Origin of the sequence: Pseudomonas sp. 7SR1 (assembly GCF_900156465.1) — a bacterium.
In the GTDB taxonomy this organism is placed as follows: domain Bacteria; phylum Pseudomonadota; class Gammaproteobacteria; order Pseudomonadales; family Pseudomonadaceae; genus Aquipseudomonas.
Genome location: NZ_LT707064.1, coordinates 121,330 through 140,239, shown reverse-complemented (window position 1 = coordinate 140,239; position 18,910 = coordinate 121,330). Strand labels below are relative to the sequence as shown.

Here is an 18,910-nt window from a genome sequence, read left to right as displayed (position 1 = left end):
CCGGTACAGTGTAGAGCGCCCCTTGTTGGCAAGGGAAGCTGGCACTCGGGGACAAAATCAGGGGTTGTCGCTTTATTGAAAGAAAAAGACAGAATAGCGGCGGGTGTTGTCCGGTCTGATCGGCAATCCCTGGCCATGCTGCGTTTTTCAATCGTCACTCCAATTGCAACCGGGTTTTTCTGCCAGACCACCGACGTTATCATTCGCGCCGATTTCTTTTCCGGACAGTGCCCATGAATCAAGAACCTAGCACCCTCTATGCCAAGCTGCTCGGGGAAACTGCATCCATCACCTGGAAGGAGCTGGAACCGTTCTTCGCCAAGGGTGCCCTATTGTGGGTCGACCCGGCACTGGATTTGATCGCCGCCGCCGAGGCCGTGGCCCAGGACGAAGGGGACAAAGTCGCCGCCTGGCTGGCCGCCGGGCACGTCGCCAAGCTCTCTGAAACGCGGGCGCTGGATTTCGTGGAGCGCGATCCGCTGCTCTGGGCGGTGGTGGTTTCTCCCTGGATCATGATCCAGGAAAGGGCGTCGAATTGATCGGTGCACCAAACCAGGTCAATGCCATGACCTGGAAAAAGTGTGTAGCTGAGTAGCGTGACAGCAGCCTGCCGTGGCGAAACGCCACAGGACAGGCTGACGTATACGTAACGGGAACAGTTCATCGAGCAGCCTTTGGGCTGCTCAATTGTTTCTGGATGTTGTGCCGGTGATGGAGTCAAAGCTGGCTCCCACAGTGGGCCTTGTTCACAGAGCCTTGTGAAGCGAGCCAGCTCGCGGTCGAGGCGACGCGGTCTGCGTACCTGGCCTCAGTAAGTCCTGCCGGTGTGGTTGTTCAAGGAAATGACCTTGGTCTTGCCGATGCGGTGACGGTAGATCTCGCGCAGGTACTTGATGGCCTTCTTCACGCAATCACGGGACAGGCGGATATCGTTGATCGACACGAACTTCTCCTTGTCGCTGATCAGCTCGCGGTATTTCTTTTCGTACATCGGCTTGATCGCATACCAGTTGGTGTCGAGGATCTTCGCCGGGTTCTCGAATTCGTTGAGCAGGTCGTCGATCCGTTCCTCGTCGAAGTCTTCGTTGATGATGAAGTCCAGGATCGAGTTGTCCAGGGTGTCGTCGAAGCGATACGGGTTGCGGGCGAAGCAGCGCTTGATGAAGGCCACGATCAGCGTCAGGAAATCGTCCGACAGGCATGGGCTCTTGGCGATCAGGGTGGTCAGCGACAGGTTGGCCGACGCGCCGATCACCAGGGCGTAGCGCTTGAGGGTGGTGTTGGGGAACAGGCTGTTGAGGTGGGTCTTGAGCCGGTTCAGGTCCATATAGGACAGCTTGTAGTCCTTGGGCAGCGAGACGATGGACACCACCGACGAGCAGTTCTTGAAGAAATGCAGGTCGTGCAGGGCCGCGGCATCGTAGCCGGAGTTCTTGTACTGCTCCAGCGAGGCCCGGTAGCGCTTGGATTCGATCGGCAACAGGCTGATGCCCTCGATGGCCTGGGTCACCTTGTTGAAGTGCGGCAGGTCGATGGAGCGGAAGAACAGGTCATCGATGTTCAGGCGTGGCGGTTCCTTGTCGAACACCTTGAACTTGTCGTTGCTGGGCGCCGGGGTTTCCGGGACGACGGACTCGGCGTAGGCGATCGCCACCGGGCCGGCCAGGCTCATGAACAGGTCGTTGGCATCCAGGCGGATGGTTTCGCCGATGTCGATGCCGGCGCGCCGGAAATAGTTCTGGTCGTAGTCGGTGGTCACGGCCTGGGCCGTCAGGATGTTGAAGATCTGCTGGGAGATGTACTGGTTGGCGTGCTTCTCCATGGCATTGACATCGATGTTCTGGATGTTGCCGTCATCGCTCTCTTCGGCGTAGCGCATGATGTCGTTGGAGATCAGCATCATGGCGTTCCAGGGGCGGATGCGGCCCATGACACTGGCTTCGCTGCTGTCTTCATTGGCGAAGTTGTACGAGAAATCCCATTCTTCCGAGAGGTATTTGCACAGCAGGCGTCCGGCGTTGATGTGCAACGCTTCGGACATTTCGCTGCGGTGATCGGAAATATTCGGCAGTACGCAAATGCCGCTGGTGAAGATCGGCTCGAAGACGAAGGAATGACCGCTCTTGCTGTCGTGCTCGTCCATGGGCTTGGTGTCGAACGTCTTGTTCATGTACGAATACTGCTGGGCCAGGCCGAACTCCGAGGCCATGCCCGAACCTGTACCGCCGCCGGCACTGAAGATCGAGAAATACAGGCGCGACTGGTTGGCCTTGATGCCGCAGCTGTCGATCAGGTACGAGTGGATCATTTTCCAGTCGGGGCTGGAGAAACGCTGGGTGTCCTTGTTCAGGATGATCTTGGCCAGGTACTGGCCCAGGATCGGCGCGTTACCGGCGCCACCGGCATGGACTTCCGACAGGTCCATGATCTTCATCTTGCTGTAGTCGCGCAGGAAGCCGCTTTTTTCACCCTTGCGCGAAAAGCGGATGCGCCCGGCGATGTCCTTGTCCAGGTCGCCGAGCATCACCAGGGGCTCCACCAGGAATACCGGTTTGGTCGCCTTGCCGGTGCCCAGGCGCAGGTTGTTGCGGATCCACTGCGCGGGACGATAGCCCTTGTCGCTGTAGGCCTTGTCTTCGGCGTTGAATTCGTTGAGGTAGAACTTGCGGGCGTTGTACACCAGCTCCGCCACGTCCAGGGCAATGTTGGAACCGCAGCGCCCGAGACCGATCAGGCACACCGACGGGAATTCCTGCTGGCCGCGTTCGCTTTCCTCGTCCACCAGGTGCGGGGGGCGCGGGAAGACCGTGTCACGCAGGCCGTCGAGGTTGTCGAGGATACGGTCGGTGTTGGTTTCGGTGAAATACAGATACTGCTGGGTCGACAGGGAACGCAGGCCCCCCGGCGACTTTGAGGTTTCAGGGCCGTTGGCGGCCGGGCTCAGGGTCAGATCGGATAACGCAGTGGAGGTTTTTTTTGAGGTCATGGTGCGCGTATGCCTGAGCTGTTCGGCTCGACAATCGTTGTCATCGAACCATCGCTGATGGGAGCTCGCGCCCTGGTTGGCGCGAAGGTCGGCCCAAGCGTTCAGGACAGCAGCCTGACAGCGCTCGGGTAAATCTATTCATGTTGGATCGGCCAGCGAGTGATGATCTTTAATCAGGATTGGGCAAAATGATGGCAATTGTCACAGTCACTTGATTGCCGTCAATAAACCCGCCGCACCCATGGCCCGGTATCAGCGGGGCGAATGATTGGAGACAGCCCGCGCTGCGCTATCTAGATTGCAGATTCAGGGCCCGGATGCCTCGCCGTCGCCCCATAACAATAAAGAGACGGACCCATGCAGAACTCGACCCAAGCGGCGAATGCCTGGCGCATTCTGTTCCTGTTGTTCCTGGCCAACCTGTTCAATTTCTTCGACCGCACCATTCCCGCCATCATCATCGAGCCGATCCGCATGGAATGGAGCCTCAGCGACTTCCAGATCGGCATCATCGGCACGGCGTTCACCATCGTCTATGCCCTGGCCGGCCTGCCTTTGGGACGCATGGCCGATACCGGCTCGCGCAGCCGGCTGATGGGCTGGGGACTGGCGGCCTGGAGCGGGTTGACGGCGGTCAATGGCCTGGTGGGCAGTTTCTGGGCGTTCCTGGTGGTGCGCATGGGGGTGGGCATTGGCGAAGCCAGTTATGCACCGGCGGCCAATTCGCTGATTGGCGACCTGTTCCCGGCTCATCGCCGGGCGCGGGCCATGGGGATCTTCATGCTGGGCCTGCCGATCGGGCTGCTGCTGGCGTTCTTCACCATCGGTGCGATGGTCAAGGCCTTCGACAGCTGGCGCGCCCCGTTCTTTATCGCCGCGGTACCGGGATTGGTGCTGGCGGTGTTCATGTTCTTCATCAAGGAGCCCAAGCGCGGTGCGGCGGAGACCGTGCAGGTGTCCCAGGAAAAAGTCGACCGGCCGGTGCGTCGGGTATTGGCCATTCCGACTTTCCTGTGGCTGGTGCTTGCGGGGTTGTGCTTCAACTTCGCGACCTATGCCTGCAATTCCTTCCTGGTGCCCATGTTGCAACGGTATTTCCTGATGCCGCTGCACGAAGCGGCGGTCGCCACGGGGATCATGGTGGGCGTGACCGGCTTGTTCGGGCTGACCCTGGGCGGCTGGGTCGCCGACAAGATTCACCAGCGCGTGCCCAACGGTCGCCTGCTGTTCGGGGCATTCAGCCTGGCTATTTCCACGATCACCACGGCGTGGGCGTTGCACGCCGGACGTATCGAAATCGGCGTGTTCGTGGCGGTGTTCAGCGTGGGCTGGTTGTTTGCCTATAACTTTTATACCTGTGTCTACACCGCGATCCAGGACGTGGTGGAGCCACGCTTGAGGGCCACGGCGATGGCACTGTATTTCGCCGGCTTGTATCTGTTGGGCGGTGGCCTGGGCCCGGTGGTGGTCGGCGGCCTTTCCGATTATTTCGCGCGCACGGCCATGGCGGCCGCGGGCGTCGATCAGATGACCGAAGCGTTCAAGGCCATCGGCCTGCATGACGCGATGTACCTGATACCGGTGGCCCTGTTGCTGACCATGCTGTTCCTGTTCCTGGCGTCACGTTGCTTCGTGCGCGATGCCAAGCGGATGAAGGACGGCATGAGCGCTGAGGCGGCGCCGGAAGTCGTGCCGGCGACGGCTTGATGGCACCGGACTCAGCTCCGATGATGAGCCGGATTCTGTGGCGAGGTGATAAATCTCCTCGCCACAGGTTTGTGCTTGGCGACGAGATGGTGCCTAGCGAACCTTCTCGTCCCGGCCGCGCAGCAATCGGTTGGGCATCGCCACTGCCGCTGCCAGCCCGAGCAACGACACCGCCGCGCTGATCAGCAGCAGATTCCTGAACGTCCCCTGCAAACCCTGGCGCAGGGCCTGCTGCGCCTGGCCCGGGGCGGCGTTCAGGCCGTCCAGCAAGACATTGCCGGAATGTCCTTCGCCCATCGGTGATGCGCTGGCGAGCTGGGCCAGGCTGGAATCCTTCAGCAAGGCCAGCAACAGCGCCGACATCAACGCCACGCCCACCGCTGCGCCGAGGGAGCGGAACAGGTTGGTGGTGCTGGTGGCCACGCCGATGTCCGCCTGTTGCACGGAGTTCTGCGAACCCACCAATGAGGTCGGGAACTGCATGCCGGAGGCGATGCCGCTGAGCAGCATGAACAGGCTGCTGAGCCAGAACGCATCGGGCGGGGTGAGGGCCATGCCGAGGATGGCGAACGGAAAGAGCAGGGCACCGCTGAGGATCATCGGTTTGTAGCGCCCCGTGACCGAAGTCCGGCGCCCGGCGAAATAGGCGCCTATGGGCAGTCCCATCGCCAAGGGCAACAGGTGCAACGCCGCACTGTCGGCACCCGCGCCGGTGACGCTCTGAAAGCGCAACGGTACCAGCACGGTCAGGGAAATCGCCTGGAAGCTGGTGAAAAACACCGTGCACCAGCACAGCACCGCGCTGCGGTTGAGGAACAGGTGCATGGGCAGCAAGGGTTCCCGCGCCCGGTTTTCGTGCCAGACGAACATCGCCAGGGCCACCACCGCGCATCCCAGCAGCCCCAGCACATCGCGGCTGTGCCAGGCGTGGCCCTGGCCGATCTGAGTAATGCCCAGCAGCAATGCGGTCAGGCCGATGACCAGCAGCACGGTGCCCAGGTAATCGATGATGGGAATGCGTTTCGGCACCGGCAGCCCGACCAGCGTCCGCCGGGCCACCCACCAGGCCGCCAGGCCCAGGGGCAGGTTGATCCAGAACACCCAGCGCCATGACAGGTATTCGGTCATGTAGCCGCCCAGCACCGGCCCGGCCACGCTGGCCACCGCATACATGCTGCTGAAATAGCCCTGGTAGCGACCCCGCTCCCGGGGCGGCACGATGTCGCCGATGATCGCCTGGCTCACGGAAATCATCCCACCGGCACCGATGCCCTGGACAATCCGCGCCAGCACCAGCTGTTCCATGCTTTGGGCCAGGCCGCAGAACAGCGAGGCCAGGGTGAACAGGCCCATGCCGAACAGCATCAGTGGCCGCCGCCCATAAAGGTCGCCGAGCTTGCCGTAGATCGGCACCGCCACGGTCATGGCCACCATGTAGCCGGAGATCACCCAGGCCAGCAGGCTGAGGTCCTTGAACTGTGCGGAAATAGCCGGCATCGAGACGGCGACGATGGTCTGGTCCAGGGCGCCCAGGAAAATCGCCAGCATCAGCGCCACCAGTACGCTGCGAATGGCGGGCTTGGGAGCTTGAGGCATGTTGAGCTGAGTCACGGTAGAACCTGCGGGCTTCACACGAATGCCCTGGCGAATGGAACGAAGCCCGCAGTTTAAGTCGGTAGCCGGCTATTCGATAGCCTCATAAGGAAGTCCGACATAATTTTCCGCGATGGTTTTGCGCCCGGCCTCGGAGTCGACGAAGTATTCCAGCTCCGCTTGGCTGATGCGCTGGTCGAAGGCATCGTCGTCAAAGCGGTGCAGCATCGACGTCATCCACCAGGAGAAGCGCTCGGCTTTCCAGACCCGCCGCAGGCAGATGGCCGAATACTGCTGCAGCAGATCCACGCGTCCTTCGCGATAGACCTTGAGCAGGATGTTGAACAGCGTGCTGACGTCGCTGGCCGCCAGGTTCAGCCCCTTGGCGCCGGTGGGCGGGACAATGTGGGCAGCGTCCCCCACCAGGAACATGCGCCCGTATTGCATGGGCTCGACCACGAAGCTGCGCAGTGGCGCGATGCTTTTTTCGATGGAGGGGCCGGTCACCAGCGCCTCGGCCAGGTCGGCGGGCAGGCGACGCTTGAGTTCGGCCCAGAAACGTTCATCCGGCCAATCGGCCACCTGCTCCTGCGCGGGCACCTGCAGGTAATAGCGGGTGCGGGTTCGCGAGCGCATGCTGCACAGGGCAAAACCGCGTTCGTGGCGGGCGTAGACCAGCTCTTCATGGACCGGTGGCGTGTCGGCCAGGATGCCGAGCCAGCCGAACGGGTAGACCCGCTCGAAGACCTTGAGGTTTTCCGCCGGGATCGACTGGCGCGCCACGCCGTGGAAGCCGTCGCAGCCGGCGATGTAGTCGCAGTCCAGGCGCCAGGCCTGCCCCTGATGCTCGAAGGTGACGAAGGGGTGCTCGGTCTGCATGTCATGGGGCTGGGCCTTTTCGACCTCGTACAGCGTGCGGCCGCCGCTGGATTGCCGCGCAGCCATGAGGTCGCGGGTCACCTCGGTCTGGCCATAGACCATCACGTTCTTGCCGCCGGTCAGGCCCTTGAGGTCGATGTGCACTCGACGGCCATTGAGGGCCAGTTCAAAGCCGTCGTGGGGCAGGCCTTCGGCATCCATGCGCTGGCCGACGCCGGCCTGGCGCAGGAGCTCGGCCATGCCTTGTTCCAGCACCCCTGCGCGAATGCGGCCCAGGACATAGTCCGGGGTCTGGCGTTCGAGGATCAACGTGTCGATTCCGGCATTGTGCAACAATTGGCCAAGCAGCAGTCCAGAGGGGCCGGCGCCGATGATGGCGACTTGAGTCTTGAGGGTTTTCATTGTTGTTATGGCTCTCACGAAGCACGCGACCGGGGTCGGTGATGATGGGTACGTGCATTTTTCGCTTGCGAACCTGTCGATTGAAGGGGAAAACTGAGCCGATTCCTGTACTTTCTGCCAATCGGTGCGATTATCGCCCGCAACCCGAGGCCGATCCTCGTTATGAAAACAACCGACCTGCCTTCGATCCCGGTGTTCAAGCTCTACGGCGAAAGCCAGGATTGGCCGACGCCGGATCTTCTGCACTGCGAAACCATTTCCAAGCGCAGCCGCGAGCATCAATGGGAGATCAAGCCCCACCGGCATGCCGATCTCTGTCAGTTGCTGTTCGTCTACAAGGGCCAGGCGGAGCTGGAAATCGAGGGTCAGCGCACGCAGCTCGAACCGCCGGCGGTGCAGATCCTGCCGCCGCTGTCGGTCCACGGCTTTCGTTTTTCCGAGGATGTGCAGGGTTATGTGGTGACCCTGGCGGCACCGCTGGTGACGCACCTCCAGGCGCAACTGGGCCATTCGGTGAATATCCTGGCCCAGGCCGACAGCTACCCGGCCGGGGACAACGCCGAATACCTCAACAGCCTGTTCAGTGCCTTGCAGGACGAGTACATGGGCCATCAGCCGGCCCGGGAAATGCTCATGCATGCGCTGGTCAGCGTGATCATGGTCTGGGTCAGTCGCCAGGTGATGCAGCGGCGCACCAAGGCCCAGCGTCCGCAGCGGGCCCGGGAATACCTCAACGGGTTCATCCAGCTGGTGGAAGAAACCTATCGCCAGCACGTCAAGGTCGAGGACCTGGCCCATCGCCTGGGCATCTCGGTCTCGCACCTCAACGGCACCTGCCGCGAGCTGGCCGGGCAACCGGCCCTGCAGATCATGCACGAGCGTCAGCTGCTGGAGGCCAAGCGGCTTTTGACCTACACCGGCATGACCATCTACGAGATCTCCGAGTTGCTCGGGTTTTCCGACCCGACCAACTTCACTCGCCTGTTCCGCCGGCGGGTAGGCATTTCACCCAAGGCCTTCCGAGACCGCCTCAAGACCGATCAGCAGGACGGCTGAGTCCGCTTCAGCGCAGGGCGTTCAGAGTCGCGTTGTGGGGAATGCAGCGCTCCAGGTTGCAGCTGGCGTATTCGCGGGGCTGCTGCCTGGCCTGTTCGACCCGATAAGCCGCCGTTCCATACAGCGCAAGCGTGGCGGCGCAGGTCACGAAAACGGCGAGGCGCCTTTTGGTTCTGATGTTCATGGCGGTGACCTCTGAACGAATACCCCGGGGGTACTGTTTTCAGCATAGGTCAGCCGTGGCGGGTTGCCAGTCAGGCAGCGGGTGTGTTTAACCCGATATTCAGGGCACTGATAGCCCCTGTGGAAGCGAGCTTGCTCGCGATCAAGGTGGGTCAGTCACTCTGTGTCTCGACCGATCAACCGCTATCGCGAGCAAGCTCGCTCCCACAGGGGATTGGGGGAGGGCTTTTGACCGGGTTATGCCAAGTGTTCTGGCTTCATGGGCTCGCCCGGCTTGATGTCCAACTGCTTGCGCACATCGTCGAACATTTCGTCGTAGTACTTGTGCATCGAGCCAATGCTCGCCTGCTTGGGCAGGCCATATTTCTGCGCGATGCGCGTGGCATGGCGGGCGAAGTCGAAGGCCTGGTCCCTGGCCAGAAAAAACGTCTCGTCCACGCTCTTGTCTTCCACCGTGCCGTGCAATCGAAACGACATGCCCCGGCCCTCCTTGGGGTCCTGGGCAATTTCGTAATCGATGCAGAGGTTGTAGCTGAAGTCGTCCTTGTTCAGCGCATGGCGCTCCATATGCAGGTGACCGGGCTGGAACATGGCCATAAGCGTCTCTCCTTCGAAGGCGTGGGAGTAGGGCAGACCTCGGATCTGCCCCGCAAGTTTCCCGTTATCGATAAGTAATGCCGACAGTGGCCGTGCTGATACGCGTGCCCGCAGTGCCCTGGACGATGGCATCGATGTCCGCCAGTGCGCCGATCACCGCGACCTTGCCGGTGTTGCGGGCAAATTCGCAGGCTGCCTGGACCTTGGGCCCCATGGAGCCGGCGGCGAAGCCGAGCCTGTCCATTTCGTCCGGGTGGGCCTGGGCGATGGCTTTCTGGGTTGGCTTGCCGTAGTCGATGAACGCGGCGTTGACGTCGGTGGCGATCACCAGCAGGTCGCTTTCCAGCTGTTGGGCCAGCAGCGCCGAACACAGGTCCTTGTCGATCACCGCTTCGACGCCCTGCAGCTTGCCGTGGGCGTCGTACATCGTCGGGATGCCGCCGCCACCGGCGCAGATCACGATGCTGCCTTTTTCCAGCAGCCACTTGATCGGACGGATTTCAAAGATGCGCTTGGGTCGTGGGCTGGCCACCACCCGGCGGTACTTGTCGCCGTCCGGGGCGATGGCCCAGCCTTTCTCGGCGGCGAGTCTTTCGGCTTCGGTCTTGTCGTAGACCGGGCCGATGGGCTTGGTGGGGTGCTGGAAGGCCGGGTCGCCGGCGTCCACCTCCACCTGGGTCAGCAACGTGGCGAACGGCACTTCGAAGTCCAGCAGGTTGCCCAGTTCCTGTTCGATGATGTAGCCGATCATGCCCTCGGTTTCGGCCCCCAGCACGTCCAGCGGATAGGGTGTGACCGAGGTGTAGGCCGCCGCCTGCAATGACAGCAGGCCGACCTGCGGGCCGTTGCCGTGGGCGATGACCAGCTGGTTGCCGGCATGGATCTTGGCGATCTGCTCGGTCGCGGTGCGGATGTTGCTGCGTTGGTTGTCTGCGGTCATGGGCTCACCCCGACGCAGGAGGGCGTTACCGCCCAGGGCAACGACGATGCGCATGATGCTGTCCTTCTAAAAATGTGATGAACAACGTAGCCCCTGTGGGAGCGAGCTTGCTCCCACAGTGATTCGCGTCGGGCATTCAGATATCCGCCAATGCCGACACCAGGATCGCCTTGATGGTGTGCATGCGGTTTTCCGCCTGCTCGAAGGCGATGTTGGCCGGGGACTCGAAGACGTCCTCGGTCACTTCCACGCCGTTGGCCAGGTGCGGGTAGCGGCCGGCGATGTCCTTGCCGACCTTGGTCTCGCTGTTGTGGAACGCGGGCAGGCAGTGCATGAATTTCACCCGGGGATTGCCCGAGGCTTTCATCATCTGGGCGTTGACCTGGTAGGGCAGCAACTGCTCGATGCGCTCGTCCCAGGCTTCCACCGGCTCGCCCATGGAGACCCAGATGTCGGTGTGGATGAAGTCCACGCCCTTGACCGCTTCTTTCGGATCCTCGGTGATGGTGATGCGTGCGCCACTTTCGGCGGCGAAGGCCTGGCACTGGTCGATGAAGTCCTGGTGCGGCCACAAGGCTTTCGGTGCGCCGATGCGCACGTCCATGCCCAGTTTGGCGCCGATCATCAGCAGCGAATTGCCCATGTTGTAGCGTGCGTCGCCCAGGTAGGCGTAGCTGATGTCATGCAGCGGCTTGTCGCTGTGCTCGCGCATGGTCAGGGTGTCGGCGATCATCTGGGTGGGGTGGAATTCGGCGGTCAGGCCGTTGAACACCGGCACGCCGGCGAACTTGGCCAGTTCCTCGACGATCTCTTGTTCGAAGCCGCGGTACTCGATGGCGTCGAACATCCGCCCCAGGACGCGGGCGGTGTCCTTCATGCTTTCCTTGTGACCGATCTGCGACGACACCGGGTCGATGTAGGTGACGTGGGCGCCCTGGTCATGGGCTGCGACTTCGAAGGCGCAGCGGGTGCGGGTCGAGGTCTTTTCGAAGATCAACGCGATGTTCTTGCCCTTGAGGTGCGGTTGTTCGGTGCCGGTGTACTTGGCGCGTTTGAGGTCGCGGGACAGGTCCAGCAGGTAATGCAGCTCGCGGTTGGTGTGGTGCATCAAACTCAGCAGGCTGCGGTTGCGCATGTTGAAAGCCATGATGGATCTCCTTGGGTTTCGGTTATCCCCTGGGCGGGATCGGGTCGATGCCGCCCAGGCTCGAAGGTCAGTAGTCGATGGGGTCGCGGATGATCGGGCAGGTCATGCAGTGGCCGCCGCCGCGGCCGCGGCCCAGTTCGCTGGCGCTGATGGTGATCACTTCCACGCCGGCCTTGCGCAGCAGCGTGTTGGTGTAGGTGTTGCGGTCATAGCCGATCACCACGCCGGGCTCCACGGCCACCACGTTGTTGCCGTCGTCCCATTGCTCGCGCTCGGCGGCGAAGCTGTTGCCACCGGTTTCCACCACCCGCAGCGCCGGCAGCTTGAGGGCGGCGGCCACGGTGTCGAGGAAGCTGCCTTCCTCGCGGCGCACGTCGATGCCGCCGGGCTTGCTCTCGTCGGGCCGCAGGGAGAAGGCGACGATCTGGCCGACGACTTCCGGGAAGATGGTCACCAGGTCGCGGTCGCAGAAACTGAACACGGTGTCCAGGTGCATGGCGGCACGGGACTTGGGCAGGCCGGCGACGATCACCCGTTCCACGGCCTTGTGCTTGAACAGGTTCAGCGCCAGTTGGCCGATGGCCTGGCGGGACGAGCGCTCGCCCATGCCGATCAGCACCACGCCATTGCCGATGGGCATCACGTCACCGCCTTCGAGGGTGGCGTTGCCATGGTCCTGGTCCGGGTCGCCGTACCAGATCTGGAAGTCGGCGTGGGTGAACTCGGGGTGGAACTTGTAGATGGCGGTGGTCAGCAGGGTCTCCTGGCGACGCGCCGGCCAGTACATCGGGTTCAGGGTCACGCCGCCGTAGATCCAGCAGGTGGTGTCGCGGGTGAACTGGGTGTTGGGCAGCGGCGGCAGGATGAAGCTGGAGTGGCCGAGAAAATCGCGGAACATCTGGATGGTCTTGCCACCGAAGCTGTCCGGCAAGTCGTCGGCCGAGACGCCGCCGATCAGGAATTCGGCGATCTTGCGCGGTTCCAGGCTGCGCAGCCACGAACCGACTTCATTCACCAGGCCCAGGCCCACCGAGTTGGCGGTGATCTTGCGCTGCAGGATCCAGTCCAGGGCGTCGGGCATGGCGACGATGTCGGTCAGCAGGTTGTGCATCTCCAGCACATCGATGCCGCGCTCGCGCATCTTGGTGACGAAATCGAAATGGTCGCGCTTGGCCTGGTTGACCCAGATCACATCGTCGAACAGCAGTTCGTCGCAGTTGTTCGGGGTCAAGCGCTGATGAGCCAGGCCTGGGGAGCACACCATGACTTTACGCAGTTTGCCGGCTTCGGAATGAACGCCGTACTTCACTTTTTCCGTGGTCATTACACATCCTCCAGTTGAACAGTCGGCTACAGGGTCAGGAAGCCGTCGTAGAGTCCATAGGCCGCCACCAGGGCGCCTGCGACCACTGCGGCGAAAATCAGCTTCTCGACAGAGGTGAAAACCGGTTTGCCCAGCTCGCGCTTGGCCTTGGCGAACAGGATCGCGCCGGGGGCGTAGAGCAGGGCGGACAGCAGCAGGTACTTGATCCCGCCGGCATACAGCAGCCAGACGGCGTAGACCAGGGCGATGGCGCCGATGGCCAGGTCCTTGCGCCGCTCGGCCGCGAAGCCCTCGTAGGTCTCGCCACGCACCGCCAGCAGCAGCGCGTAGGCCGCCGACCACAGGTACGGCACCAGGATCATCGAGGTGGCGAGGTAGATCAGGGACAGGTAGGTGCTGGCCGAGAACAGGGTGATGATCAAGAACAGCTGGACCATCGCGTTGGTCAGCCACAGGGCGTTGGCCGGTACGTGGTTGGCGTTCTCGCGGCGCAGGAACTCCGGCATCGTGTGGTCCTTGGCGGCGGCGAACATGATCTCGGCGCACAGCAGCACCCAGGACAAGAGGGCGCCCAGCAGCGAGATGATCAGGCCGACGCTGATGAGCACCGCACCCCAGTGGCCCACCACGTGCTCCAGCACCGCGGCCATGGATGGATTCTGCAGCTTGGCCAGTTCCGGCTGGGTCATGATGCCCAGGGACAATACGTTCACCAGCACCAGGAACAGCAGCACGGTGATGAAGCCGATCACGGTGGCCTTGCCCACGTCGGTGCGTTTCTCGGCGCGGGCGGAAAAGATGCTCGCCCCCTCGATGCCGATGAACACCCACACGGTGACCAGCATCATGTTGCGCACCTGGTTCATCACGCTGCCCAGGTCGGGGTTCATCGTGCCCCAGATGTCCCGGGTGAAGATCTCGAGCTTGAAGGCGAACAGTGCGATCAGCACGAACAGCAACAGCGGCACGACCTTGGCGACGGTGGTCACCAGGTTGATGAATGCCGCCTCCTTGATGCCGCGCAGCACCAGCCAATGCACCGCCCACAACAGCACCGAGGCACCGATCACCGCCGCCACGGTGTTGCCCTCGCCGAAAATCGGGAAGAAGTAGCCCAGGGTACTGAACAGCAGGACGAAATAACCGACGTTGCCCAACCAGGCGCTGATCCAGTAGCCCCAGGCCGAGGAGAAGCCCATGTAGTCGCCGAAACCGGCCTTGGCGTAGGCATACACGCCGCCGTCCAGGTCGGGTTTGCGGTTGGCCAGGGTCTGGAAGACGAAGGCCAGGGTCAGCATGCCGACGGCGGTGATGGCCCAACCGATCAGTACCGCTCCGACATCGGCGCTGGCGGCCATGTTCTGCGGCAGGGAAAAGATCCCGCCACCGATCATGGAGCCGACAACCAGTGCAACCAATGCACCCAATCGAAGTTTTCCAGGAGTGTTAGACATTTGTAAGACTCCAATGCAGGAGAAGAGAGTCAACAGGCTAAGTCGATTTGGAAGTTGAATACCTGATCTGGATCAGTGCATGACAACATTCCATTGTTAATGAAGGGGTTAAGTGTTTTGCCTGATGCCCGTGAATGTTCGTGCAAGGCCCGTTCTAGAAGCTTTGGATGGGTTTGAAAGGGACGTATTTTCCTGGCGGGACAATTCACGCTAGTTGATTTTTTTTGGATCGCAACTATTTTGAACCCTGCCTTCATGACAAAAATAATCGGCTGTCCTGGCCTTTCTTTATTGTTGTCCTGAACATACTGGGGTAATGAGTCCCTTGGACTTTTTGCGGGTGACGTTATTCAAGAACGTTATGTCGCATTTATCTACTTAATGGGTCAGAGAAAAATGCCTCAGCCGATTGAAAAGTTACGACTCGGTGCGCTGATCGCGCTGGTGGTGGGGTCGATGATCGGCGGCGGGATATTTTCCCTGCCGCAAAACATGGCCGCCCGGGCCGACGTCGGCGCGGTACTGATCGGCTGGACCATCACCGCCGTCGGCATGCTGACCCTGGCTTTCGTCTTCCAGACCCTGGCCAACCGCAAACCTGGCCTGGATTCGGGGGTCTACGCCTACGCCAAGGCCGGTTTCGGCGACTACATGGGTTTCTCTTCGGCCTGGGGCTACTGGATCAGTGCGTGGATGGGCAACGTCGGTTATTTCGTCCTGCTGTTCAGCACCCTGGGGTATTTTTATCCGGTGTTCGGCCAGGGCAATACCCCTGTGGCCATCGCCTGCGCATCGCTGCTGCTGTGGGCGGTGCACTTTCTGGTATTGCGCGGCATCAAGGAGGCGGCGTTCATCAACCTGGTGACCACTGTCGCCAAGGTCGTGCCGCTGCTGGTGTTCATCGTCATCGCCGCCGTGGCGTTCGAGGCCGAGGTGTTTACCCGGGATATCTGGGGCACGATGAACCCGGACCTGGGCAGCGTGATGGACCAGGTGCGCCACATGATGCTGGTCACGGTATTCGTGTTCATCGGCATCGAAGGCGCCAGCGTCTATTCGGCACGAGCGGAAAAACGTGCGGACGTCGGCCGCGCCACCGTGATCGGTTTCCTCGGGGTCCTGGCGCTGCTGGTGCTGGTGAACGTGCTGTCGCTGGGCATCATGAGCCAGCCTGCATTGGCGCAACTGCAGAACCCGTCCCTGGCCGGCGTGCTGGAGCATGTGGTCGGCCCCTGGGGCGCCCTGCTGATCAGCGTGGGCCTGACGGTATCGCTGCTGGGGGCGCTGCTGTCCTGGGCGCTGCTGTGCGCCGAGATTCTCTACGCGACCGCCAGGGACAAGACCATGCCGGCGTTCCTCACCAAGGAAAATGCCAACCGTGCGCCGGTCAATGCGCTGTGGTTGACCAATGGCATGATCCAGTTGTTTTTGCTGATCACCCTGTTTTCCGCAGGCACCTACACCAGCCTGATCTACCTCGCGTCGTCGATGATCCTGGTGCCGTACCTGTGGTCGGCAGCCTATGCGGTGTTGCTTTGCGCCCGGGGCGAAACCTATGGGCAGGCTTCGGCCCAGCGGATGAAAGACCTGTGCATCGGTGGCGTTGCGCTGTGCTACGCGGTGTGGCTGCTGTATGCCGGCGGCGTGAAGTACCTGCTGCTGTCGGCGCTGCTGTATGCGCCGGGCGTCATCCTGTTCGCCCAGGCCAAGCGCGAGCAGGGACAGCCGTTGTTCACCCATGTGGAGAAAGGCATTTTCGCCTGCGTGATGGCCGGGGCGGGGTTGGCGGCGTATGGGTTGTACAGTGGATTTTTGGCGTTGTGAGGCGAAGGTTGCCTTTCTGGCAAGTTAGAGACCGTCAGTGTGGTGAGGGGATTTAACGAAGCGTGCACGTTCCAGGGGGAAACCCCCTTGCCACAATGGATCGACACGCTGGCACGGTTCGCTGGCGATTGGGCGGCCATCACCATTGCGGGCGATGGGCACCCAGTTCGGTCGCTGGCGCTGCCCATTGCAAAGGCGTACCGGTGATTCTCAGCGGCACCTGCAACCGATGGGCCGGGCCCCAGGGCGTTTGTTCCACCAGCAACCCCTGGTCGGCGCTGTTCTCGGGTCGTAGCGCGGTCTGGGCGCCCGCGCCGTGTTCGATCAACAGTTTTGCCGTGCGTGCCAGGGACAGGCGTGCCGAGCCGCCTGGGCCGTTCGCCAGGCGACGGGACAAGAGCACGATGGCGCTGGCCGCCATCAGGTATCCCGTGGCGTGATCCAGCGCCTGCACCGGCAAGGGTGTCGGTTTGTCGGCCTGTTTCCAACCCATGCCGGCTTCGGCGATGCCGCTGCTCATCTGCACCAGGCTGTCGAAGCCGCGTCGGTTCTGCCAAGGGCCGCTCCAGCCGTAGGCGTTGAGGCTCACATCGATCAGCCCGGGGGCCAATTGCTGGCGTTGCGCGGCGCCATAACCCAGGCGTTCCAGGGCATCGGCGCGATAGCCGTGCAAGAGGATGTCGGCATCCTTGAGCAAAGTCTCGAACACTGCACGGTCGTCGGCTCGATGCAAGTCGAGGCGGGTGCAGCGTTTGCCCAGGGTCACTTCCGGCACCACGCCAGGCTCGTTCCAGCTCGGTGGATCGATGCGCAGGACATCGGCCCCCAGGCCCGCGAGGAAGCGGCTGGCAATGGGACCGGCCAGCACACGGGTCAGGTCCAGCACCTTGAGTCCCGCCAGTGGTCGCGCCACGGTACCGAGCCAGGGGCCAGGCCGGGCATCGAGGCTGGCGTCGAAGTGCACCAGCGGTTCGGCGTTCACCGCCTTGCCTTGGGGATGGCCCTGCCATGCCTGCCACGGGCGCATTTCGGCGGCGCAACCGCCCGCATTCACCACGGCCTGTTCCAGTTCGGCCTTGTTCCAGAGAGCGACCTTGCTTGCCATGTCGTCGCGATCACGGCAGACGCCCAGGACCTTTTCCGCCGCAAGGCGATGATGCGGCGCGTTGGTGTGCAGGCGGATCCAGCCATCGGCAGTGGCGTAGTCGCCGGCCACCGGGTCCCACATCGGCGGCACGCTCCAGCCAAGGGGGCGCAAGGACGTGGAGAACCAGAACGAGGCCAGTCGCCGGTCGACTTCCAAAGAGGGACGCCGGCCGGTTTGCTGGTGAAGCAGTTCGGCGACAGCCTGGCCGGCCGCGGCGATGCTGGCGCAGGCCAGTTCCGTGACGGCGAATGCCGAGGGCAAGGCGCCTTCGTCGGTGAAGGGGATCGGGGTCATGGGCAAGCCAAGGGCGGCTTGCATGGACGTGAGCTGATCGGTCATCGAAGGCCCTGCGCACAATGAAAGGGCGAGCATAGATCAAAAATCCGCAGGGCGGCGCTTCACCGCCCAGCGGGCGCTAGCATCCTTGTCCGGAGGGTGTTCCGGGCGGGACCAGATCCAGAGGTTGCCTAAACCCATTCCCAGCAATGCCAGGTAAACCGGCCAGCGGTGATCGAGCAGCGCCAGCATCAGCCCGGCGCAGAGCAGCATGCTGGCGGTGGCGCCGAACTTGGCCCTGCGCGCGATGACTTTGCCGTTGCGCCAGTTGCGCAGCATCGCTGCGAACCACCGATGATTCTCCAGCCATGCGCTCAGGCGCGGCGAGCCACGCGTCGCGGCCCAGGCGGCCAGCAGGATGAACTCGGTGCTCGGCAGGCCAGGCACGACGATGGCGACCAGGCCGATGGCCAGGCTGGCATAGGCCAGGAGCGTGAAGAACAGCCGGGCGGCTTTCGAGGGGCTGCGGTTCGCGTGTCCTGGTTCAAGCATGAACGGTTCCCTCATGGGCGCGAGCCTGCTCGCGATAGCGCTCTGACAGGCGCCTATGTGCCGACTGGGTGGCCGTCACCGCGAGCCGGTTCGCTCCCTGAGGGGATGGCGATGTGTTCAAGCCGGCTCGGCCGCATAGGCGTGTTCCAGCAGCACGGTAAAGCGGTTGAATGCATCCAGCGCGCCTTTGTCCGCCTCGGCTTCCTGTCGTTCGCTGAAGACCAGGCCGTCGAGGGTTCGGGTGAAGGTTTTCCAGCCTTCGGCGCGGCCGCCTGCCGGTTCAGCCAGGTGACGGGCGCCGAAGGTTTCGTTCATGCCCAGGGCTACGGCGCGCTTGATCAGGAACGCAGCCCCCAGTTTCGACCCCTCGGAGACGAACAGCCAGCCCAGGGCCTCGGCCTGGGTCGGGTGCCTCACCGCGCCGTTCACGGGTGCCGGCACCGGCGTGTCCAGGTCCGCCAGGTCGGCCTTGGCCGCTTCGGCGCGGCAGCGGGCCGACAGGTCGGGGATCAGCGCGGACAACTGCGGGTCGTTGTACAGGGCCACCAGTTCCGACTGGAACAGGTACTGGGCGACGACGAAGCGGGCGAAGCTGGCCGGGGTTTCGAACGGGGCGTGGGCCTTGACCAGTGCGTCGAGTCTGCTGTGGGGCTCGTGGGTGATCTGGTTCAGGCGTTGGGAGCGTGTGATGGGGCGTTCTGTGGTCATGAAAAATTCCTGTGAGTAAGCACATTGATGGCGAGGGGATTTGTCCCCGGGCGGGGCGCGCAGCCGCTCCTAAAACGCCTCCGATCATCTGAAGTGCCAGATAGACATTTCGGGATACTGCGCGCCCAGCGGCGA

At 62.5% G+C, this 18,910-nt stretch carries 16 protein-coding genes; 4 read left to right on the top strand and 12 right to left on the bottom strand.

Annotation, left to right across the window (positions count from 1 at the left end; translation table 11 throughout):
• The first annotated feature begins 233 nt into the window (after positions 1–233).
• The gene (locus BW992_RS00640) at positions 234–539 is read left to right on the top strand and encodes a DUF2288 domain-containing protein (protein ID WP_072387705.1); all 306 of its coding nucleotides are present in this window, start codon (positions 234–236) and stop codon (positions 537–539) included.
• A 269-nt stretch (positions 540–808) separates the two neighbouring features.
• Here BW992_RS00640 and BW992_RS00635 read toward each other — a convergent pair whose 3' ends face one another.
• Entirely contained in the window at positions 809–2,986 is a 2,178-nt protein-coding gene (locus tag BW992_RS00635) for a hypothetical protein (RefSeq protein ID WP_072387703.1), read from the bottom strand.
• Between the two features lie 357 nt (positions 2,987–3,343).
• On the opposite strand from BW992_RS00635, the gene BW992_RS00630 reads away from it, so the two are divergent.
• Positions 3,344–4,693: a spinster family MFS transporter gene (locus BW992_RS00630; RefSeq protein ID WP_076405295.1), complete on the top strand. Its 1,350-nt coding sequence runs from the start codon at positions 3,344–3,346 to the stop codon at positions 4,691–4,693.
• A gap of 93 nt (positions 4,694–4,786) precedes the next feature.
• On the opposite strand, the gene BW992_RS00625 is transcribed toward BW992_RS00630, so the two are convergent.
• Both BW992_RS00625 and pobA read right to left on the bottom strand, forming a co-directional pair.
• Complete coding sequence (locus BW992_RS00625) at positions 4,787–6,304, bottom strand: MDR family MFS transporter (RefSeq protein ID WP_072387699.1); 1,518 nt, start codon at positions 6,302–6,304, stop codon at positions 4,787–4,789.
• A 72-nt stretch (positions 6,305–6,376) separates the two neighbouring features.
• On the bottom strand, positions 6,377–7,567 hold the full coding sequence (pobA, locus tag BW992_RS00620) for a 4-hydroxybenzoate 3-monooxygenase (protein ID WP_072387697.1): 1,191 nt from the start codon (positions 7,565–7,567) through the stop codon (positions 6,377–6,379).
• Between the two features lie 162 nt (positions 7,568–7,729).
• Between pobA and BW992_RS00615 the strand changes: the two genes are divergently transcribed.
• Positions 7,730–8,623, top strand: coding sequence for a helix-turn-helix domain-containing protein (locus BW992_RS00615; protein WP_076405293.1), 894 nt, complete (start codon positions 7,730–7,732; stop codon positions 8,621–8,623).
• 7 nt (positions 8,624–8,630) lie between these two features.
• Here BW992_RS00615 and BW992_RS27040 read toward each other — a convergent pair whose 3' ends face one another.
• From BW992_RS27040 to arcD (BW992_RS00590), 6 genes are all read right to left on the bottom strand, one after another.
• Positions 8,631–8,807: a hypothetical protein gene (locus BW992_RS27040; protein ID WP_165887752.1), complete on the bottom strand. Its 177-nt coding sequence runs from the start codon at positions 8,805–8,807 to the stop codon at positions 8,631–8,633.
• A gap of 236 nt (positions 8,808–9,043) precedes the next feature.
• On the bottom strand, positions 9,044–9,403 hold the full coding sequence (locus BW992_RS00610) for a DUF5064 family protein (protein ID WP_072387693.1): 360 nt from the start codon (positions 9,401–9,403) through the stop codon (positions 9,044–9,046).
• 64 nt (positions 9,404–9,467) lie between these two features.
• Entirely contained in the window at positions 9,468–10,397 is a 930-nt protein-coding gene (gene arcC, locus BW992_RS00605; RefSeq protein ID WP_076405291.1) for a carbamate kinase, read from the bottom strand.
• Between the two features lie 82 nt (positions 10,398–10,479).
• Positions 10,480–11,490 carry an ornithine carbamoyltransferase gene (locus BW992_RS00600; RefSeq protein WP_072431156.1) on the bottom strand — a complete coding sequence of 337 codons (1,011 nt, stop codon included), beginning with the start codon at positions 11,488–11,490 and terminating at the stop codon, positions 10,480–10,482.
• A gap of 67 nt (positions 11,491–11,557) precedes the next feature.
• Positions 11,558–12,814, bottom strand: a complete 1,257-nt coding sequence (gene arcA / locus BW992_RS00595; RefSeq protein ID WP_076405289.1) for an arginine deiminase — start codon at positions 12,812–12,814, stop codon at positions 11,558–11,560.
• Positions 12,815–12,840: 26 nt separating this feature from the next.
• The gene (gene arcD, locus BW992_RS00590; protein ID WP_076405287.1) at positions 12,841–14,268 is read right to left on the bottom strand and encodes an arginine-ornithine antiporter; all 1,428 of its coding nucleotides are present in this window, start codon (positions 14,266–14,268) and stop codon (positions 12,841–12,843) included.
• Positions 14,269–14,664: 396 nt separating this feature from the next.
• Here arcD (BW992_RS00590) and arcD (BW992_RS00585) point away from each other — a divergent pair, with 396 nt between their 5' ends.
• Complete coding sequence (gene arcD, locus BW992_RS00585) at positions 14,665–16,092, top strand: arginine-ornithine antiporter (RefSeq protein ID WP_072398892.1); 1,428 nt, start codon at positions 14,665–14,667, stop codon at positions 16,090–16,092.
• Between the two features lie 139 nt (positions 16,093–16,231).
• Here arcD (BW992_RS00585) and BW992_RS00580 read toward each other — a convergent pair whose 3' ends face one another.
• The 3 genes from BW992_RS00580 to BW992_RS00570 all read right to left on the bottom strand — a co-directional run bounded on the left by BW992_RS00580 (position 16,232) and on the right by BW992_RS00570 (position 18,775).
• Positions 16,232–17,578, bottom strand: coding sequence for a CoA transferase (locus BW992_RS00580; protein WP_072432131.1), 1,347 nt, complete (start codon positions 17,576–17,578; stop codon positions 16,232–16,234).
• 36 nt (positions 17,579–17,614) lie between these two features.
• The gene (locus tag BW992_RS00575; protein ID WP_076407306.1) at positions 17,615–18,067 is read right to left on the bottom strand and encodes a YbaN family protein; all 453 of its coding nucleotides are present in this window, start codon (positions 18,065–18,067) and stop codon (positions 17,615–17,617) included.
• 117 nt (positions 18,068–18,184) lie between these two features.
• Entirely contained in the window at positions 18,185–18,775 is a 591-nt protein-coding gene (locus tag BW992_RS00570; protein WP_076405285.1) for a biliverdin-producing heme oxygenase, read from the bottom strand.
• Positions 18,776–18,910 lie beyond the last annotated feature (135 nt).

Coding starts and splice junctions, on each gene's coding strand:
- BW992_RS00570 (WP_076405285.1), bottom strand. CDS start 18,775: ATGACCACAGAACGCCCCATCACACGCTCCCAACGCCTGAACCAGATC.
- arcA (WP_076405289.1), bottom strand. CDS start 12,814: ATGACCACGGAAAAAGTGAAGTACGGCGTTCATTCCGAAGCCGGCAAA.
- BW992_RS00580 (WP_072432131.1), bottom strand. CDS start 17,578: ATGACCGATCAGCTCACGTCCATGCAAGCCGCCCTTGGCTTGCCCATG.
- arcD (WP_072398892.1), top strand. CDS start 14,665: ATGCCTCAGCCGATTGAAAAGTTACGACTCGGTGCGCTGATCGCGCTG.
- BW992_RS00640 (WP_072387705.1), top strand. CDS start 234: ATGAATCAAGAACCTAGCACCCTCTATGCCAAGCTGCTCGGGGAAACT.
- BW992_RS00630 (WP_076405295.1), top strand. CDS start 3,344: ATGCAGAACTCGACCCAAGCGGCGAATGCCTGGCGCATTCTGTTCCTG.
- BW992_RS00600 (WP_072431156.1), bottom strand. CDS start 11,490: ATGGCTTTCAACATGCGCAACCGCAGCCTGCTGAGTTTGATGCACCAC.
- BW992_RS00575 (WP_076407306.1), bottom strand. CDS start 18,067: ATGCTTGAACCAGGACACGCGAACCGCAGCCCCTCGAAAGCCGCCCGG.
- arcC (WP_076405291.1), bottom strand. CDS start 10,397: ATGCGCATCGTCGTTGCCCTGGGCGGTAACGCCCTCCTGCGTCGGGGT.
- arcD (WP_076405287.1), bottom strand. CDS start 14,268: ATGTCTAACACTCCTGGAAAACTTCGATTGGGTGCATTGGTTGCACTG.
- BW992_RS27040 (WP_165887752.1), bottom strand. CDS start 8,807: ATGAACATCAGAACCAAAAGGCGCCTCGCCGTTTTCGTGACCTGCGCC.
- pobA (WP_072387697.1), bottom strand. CDS start 7,567: ATGAAAACCCTCAAGACTCAAGTCGCCATCATCGGCGCCGGCCCCTCT.
- BW992_RS00615 (WP_076405293.1), top strand. CDS start 7,730: ATGAAAACAACCGACCTGCCTTCGATCCCGGTGTTCAAGCTCTACGGC.
- BW992_RS00635 (WP_072387703.1), bottom strand. CDS start 2,986: ATGACCTCAAAAAAAACCTCCACTGCGTTATCCGATCTGACCCTGAGC.
- BW992_RS00610 (WP_072387693.1), bottom strand. CDS start 9,403: ATGGCCATGTTCCAGCCCGGTCACCTGCATATGGAGCGCCATGCGCTG.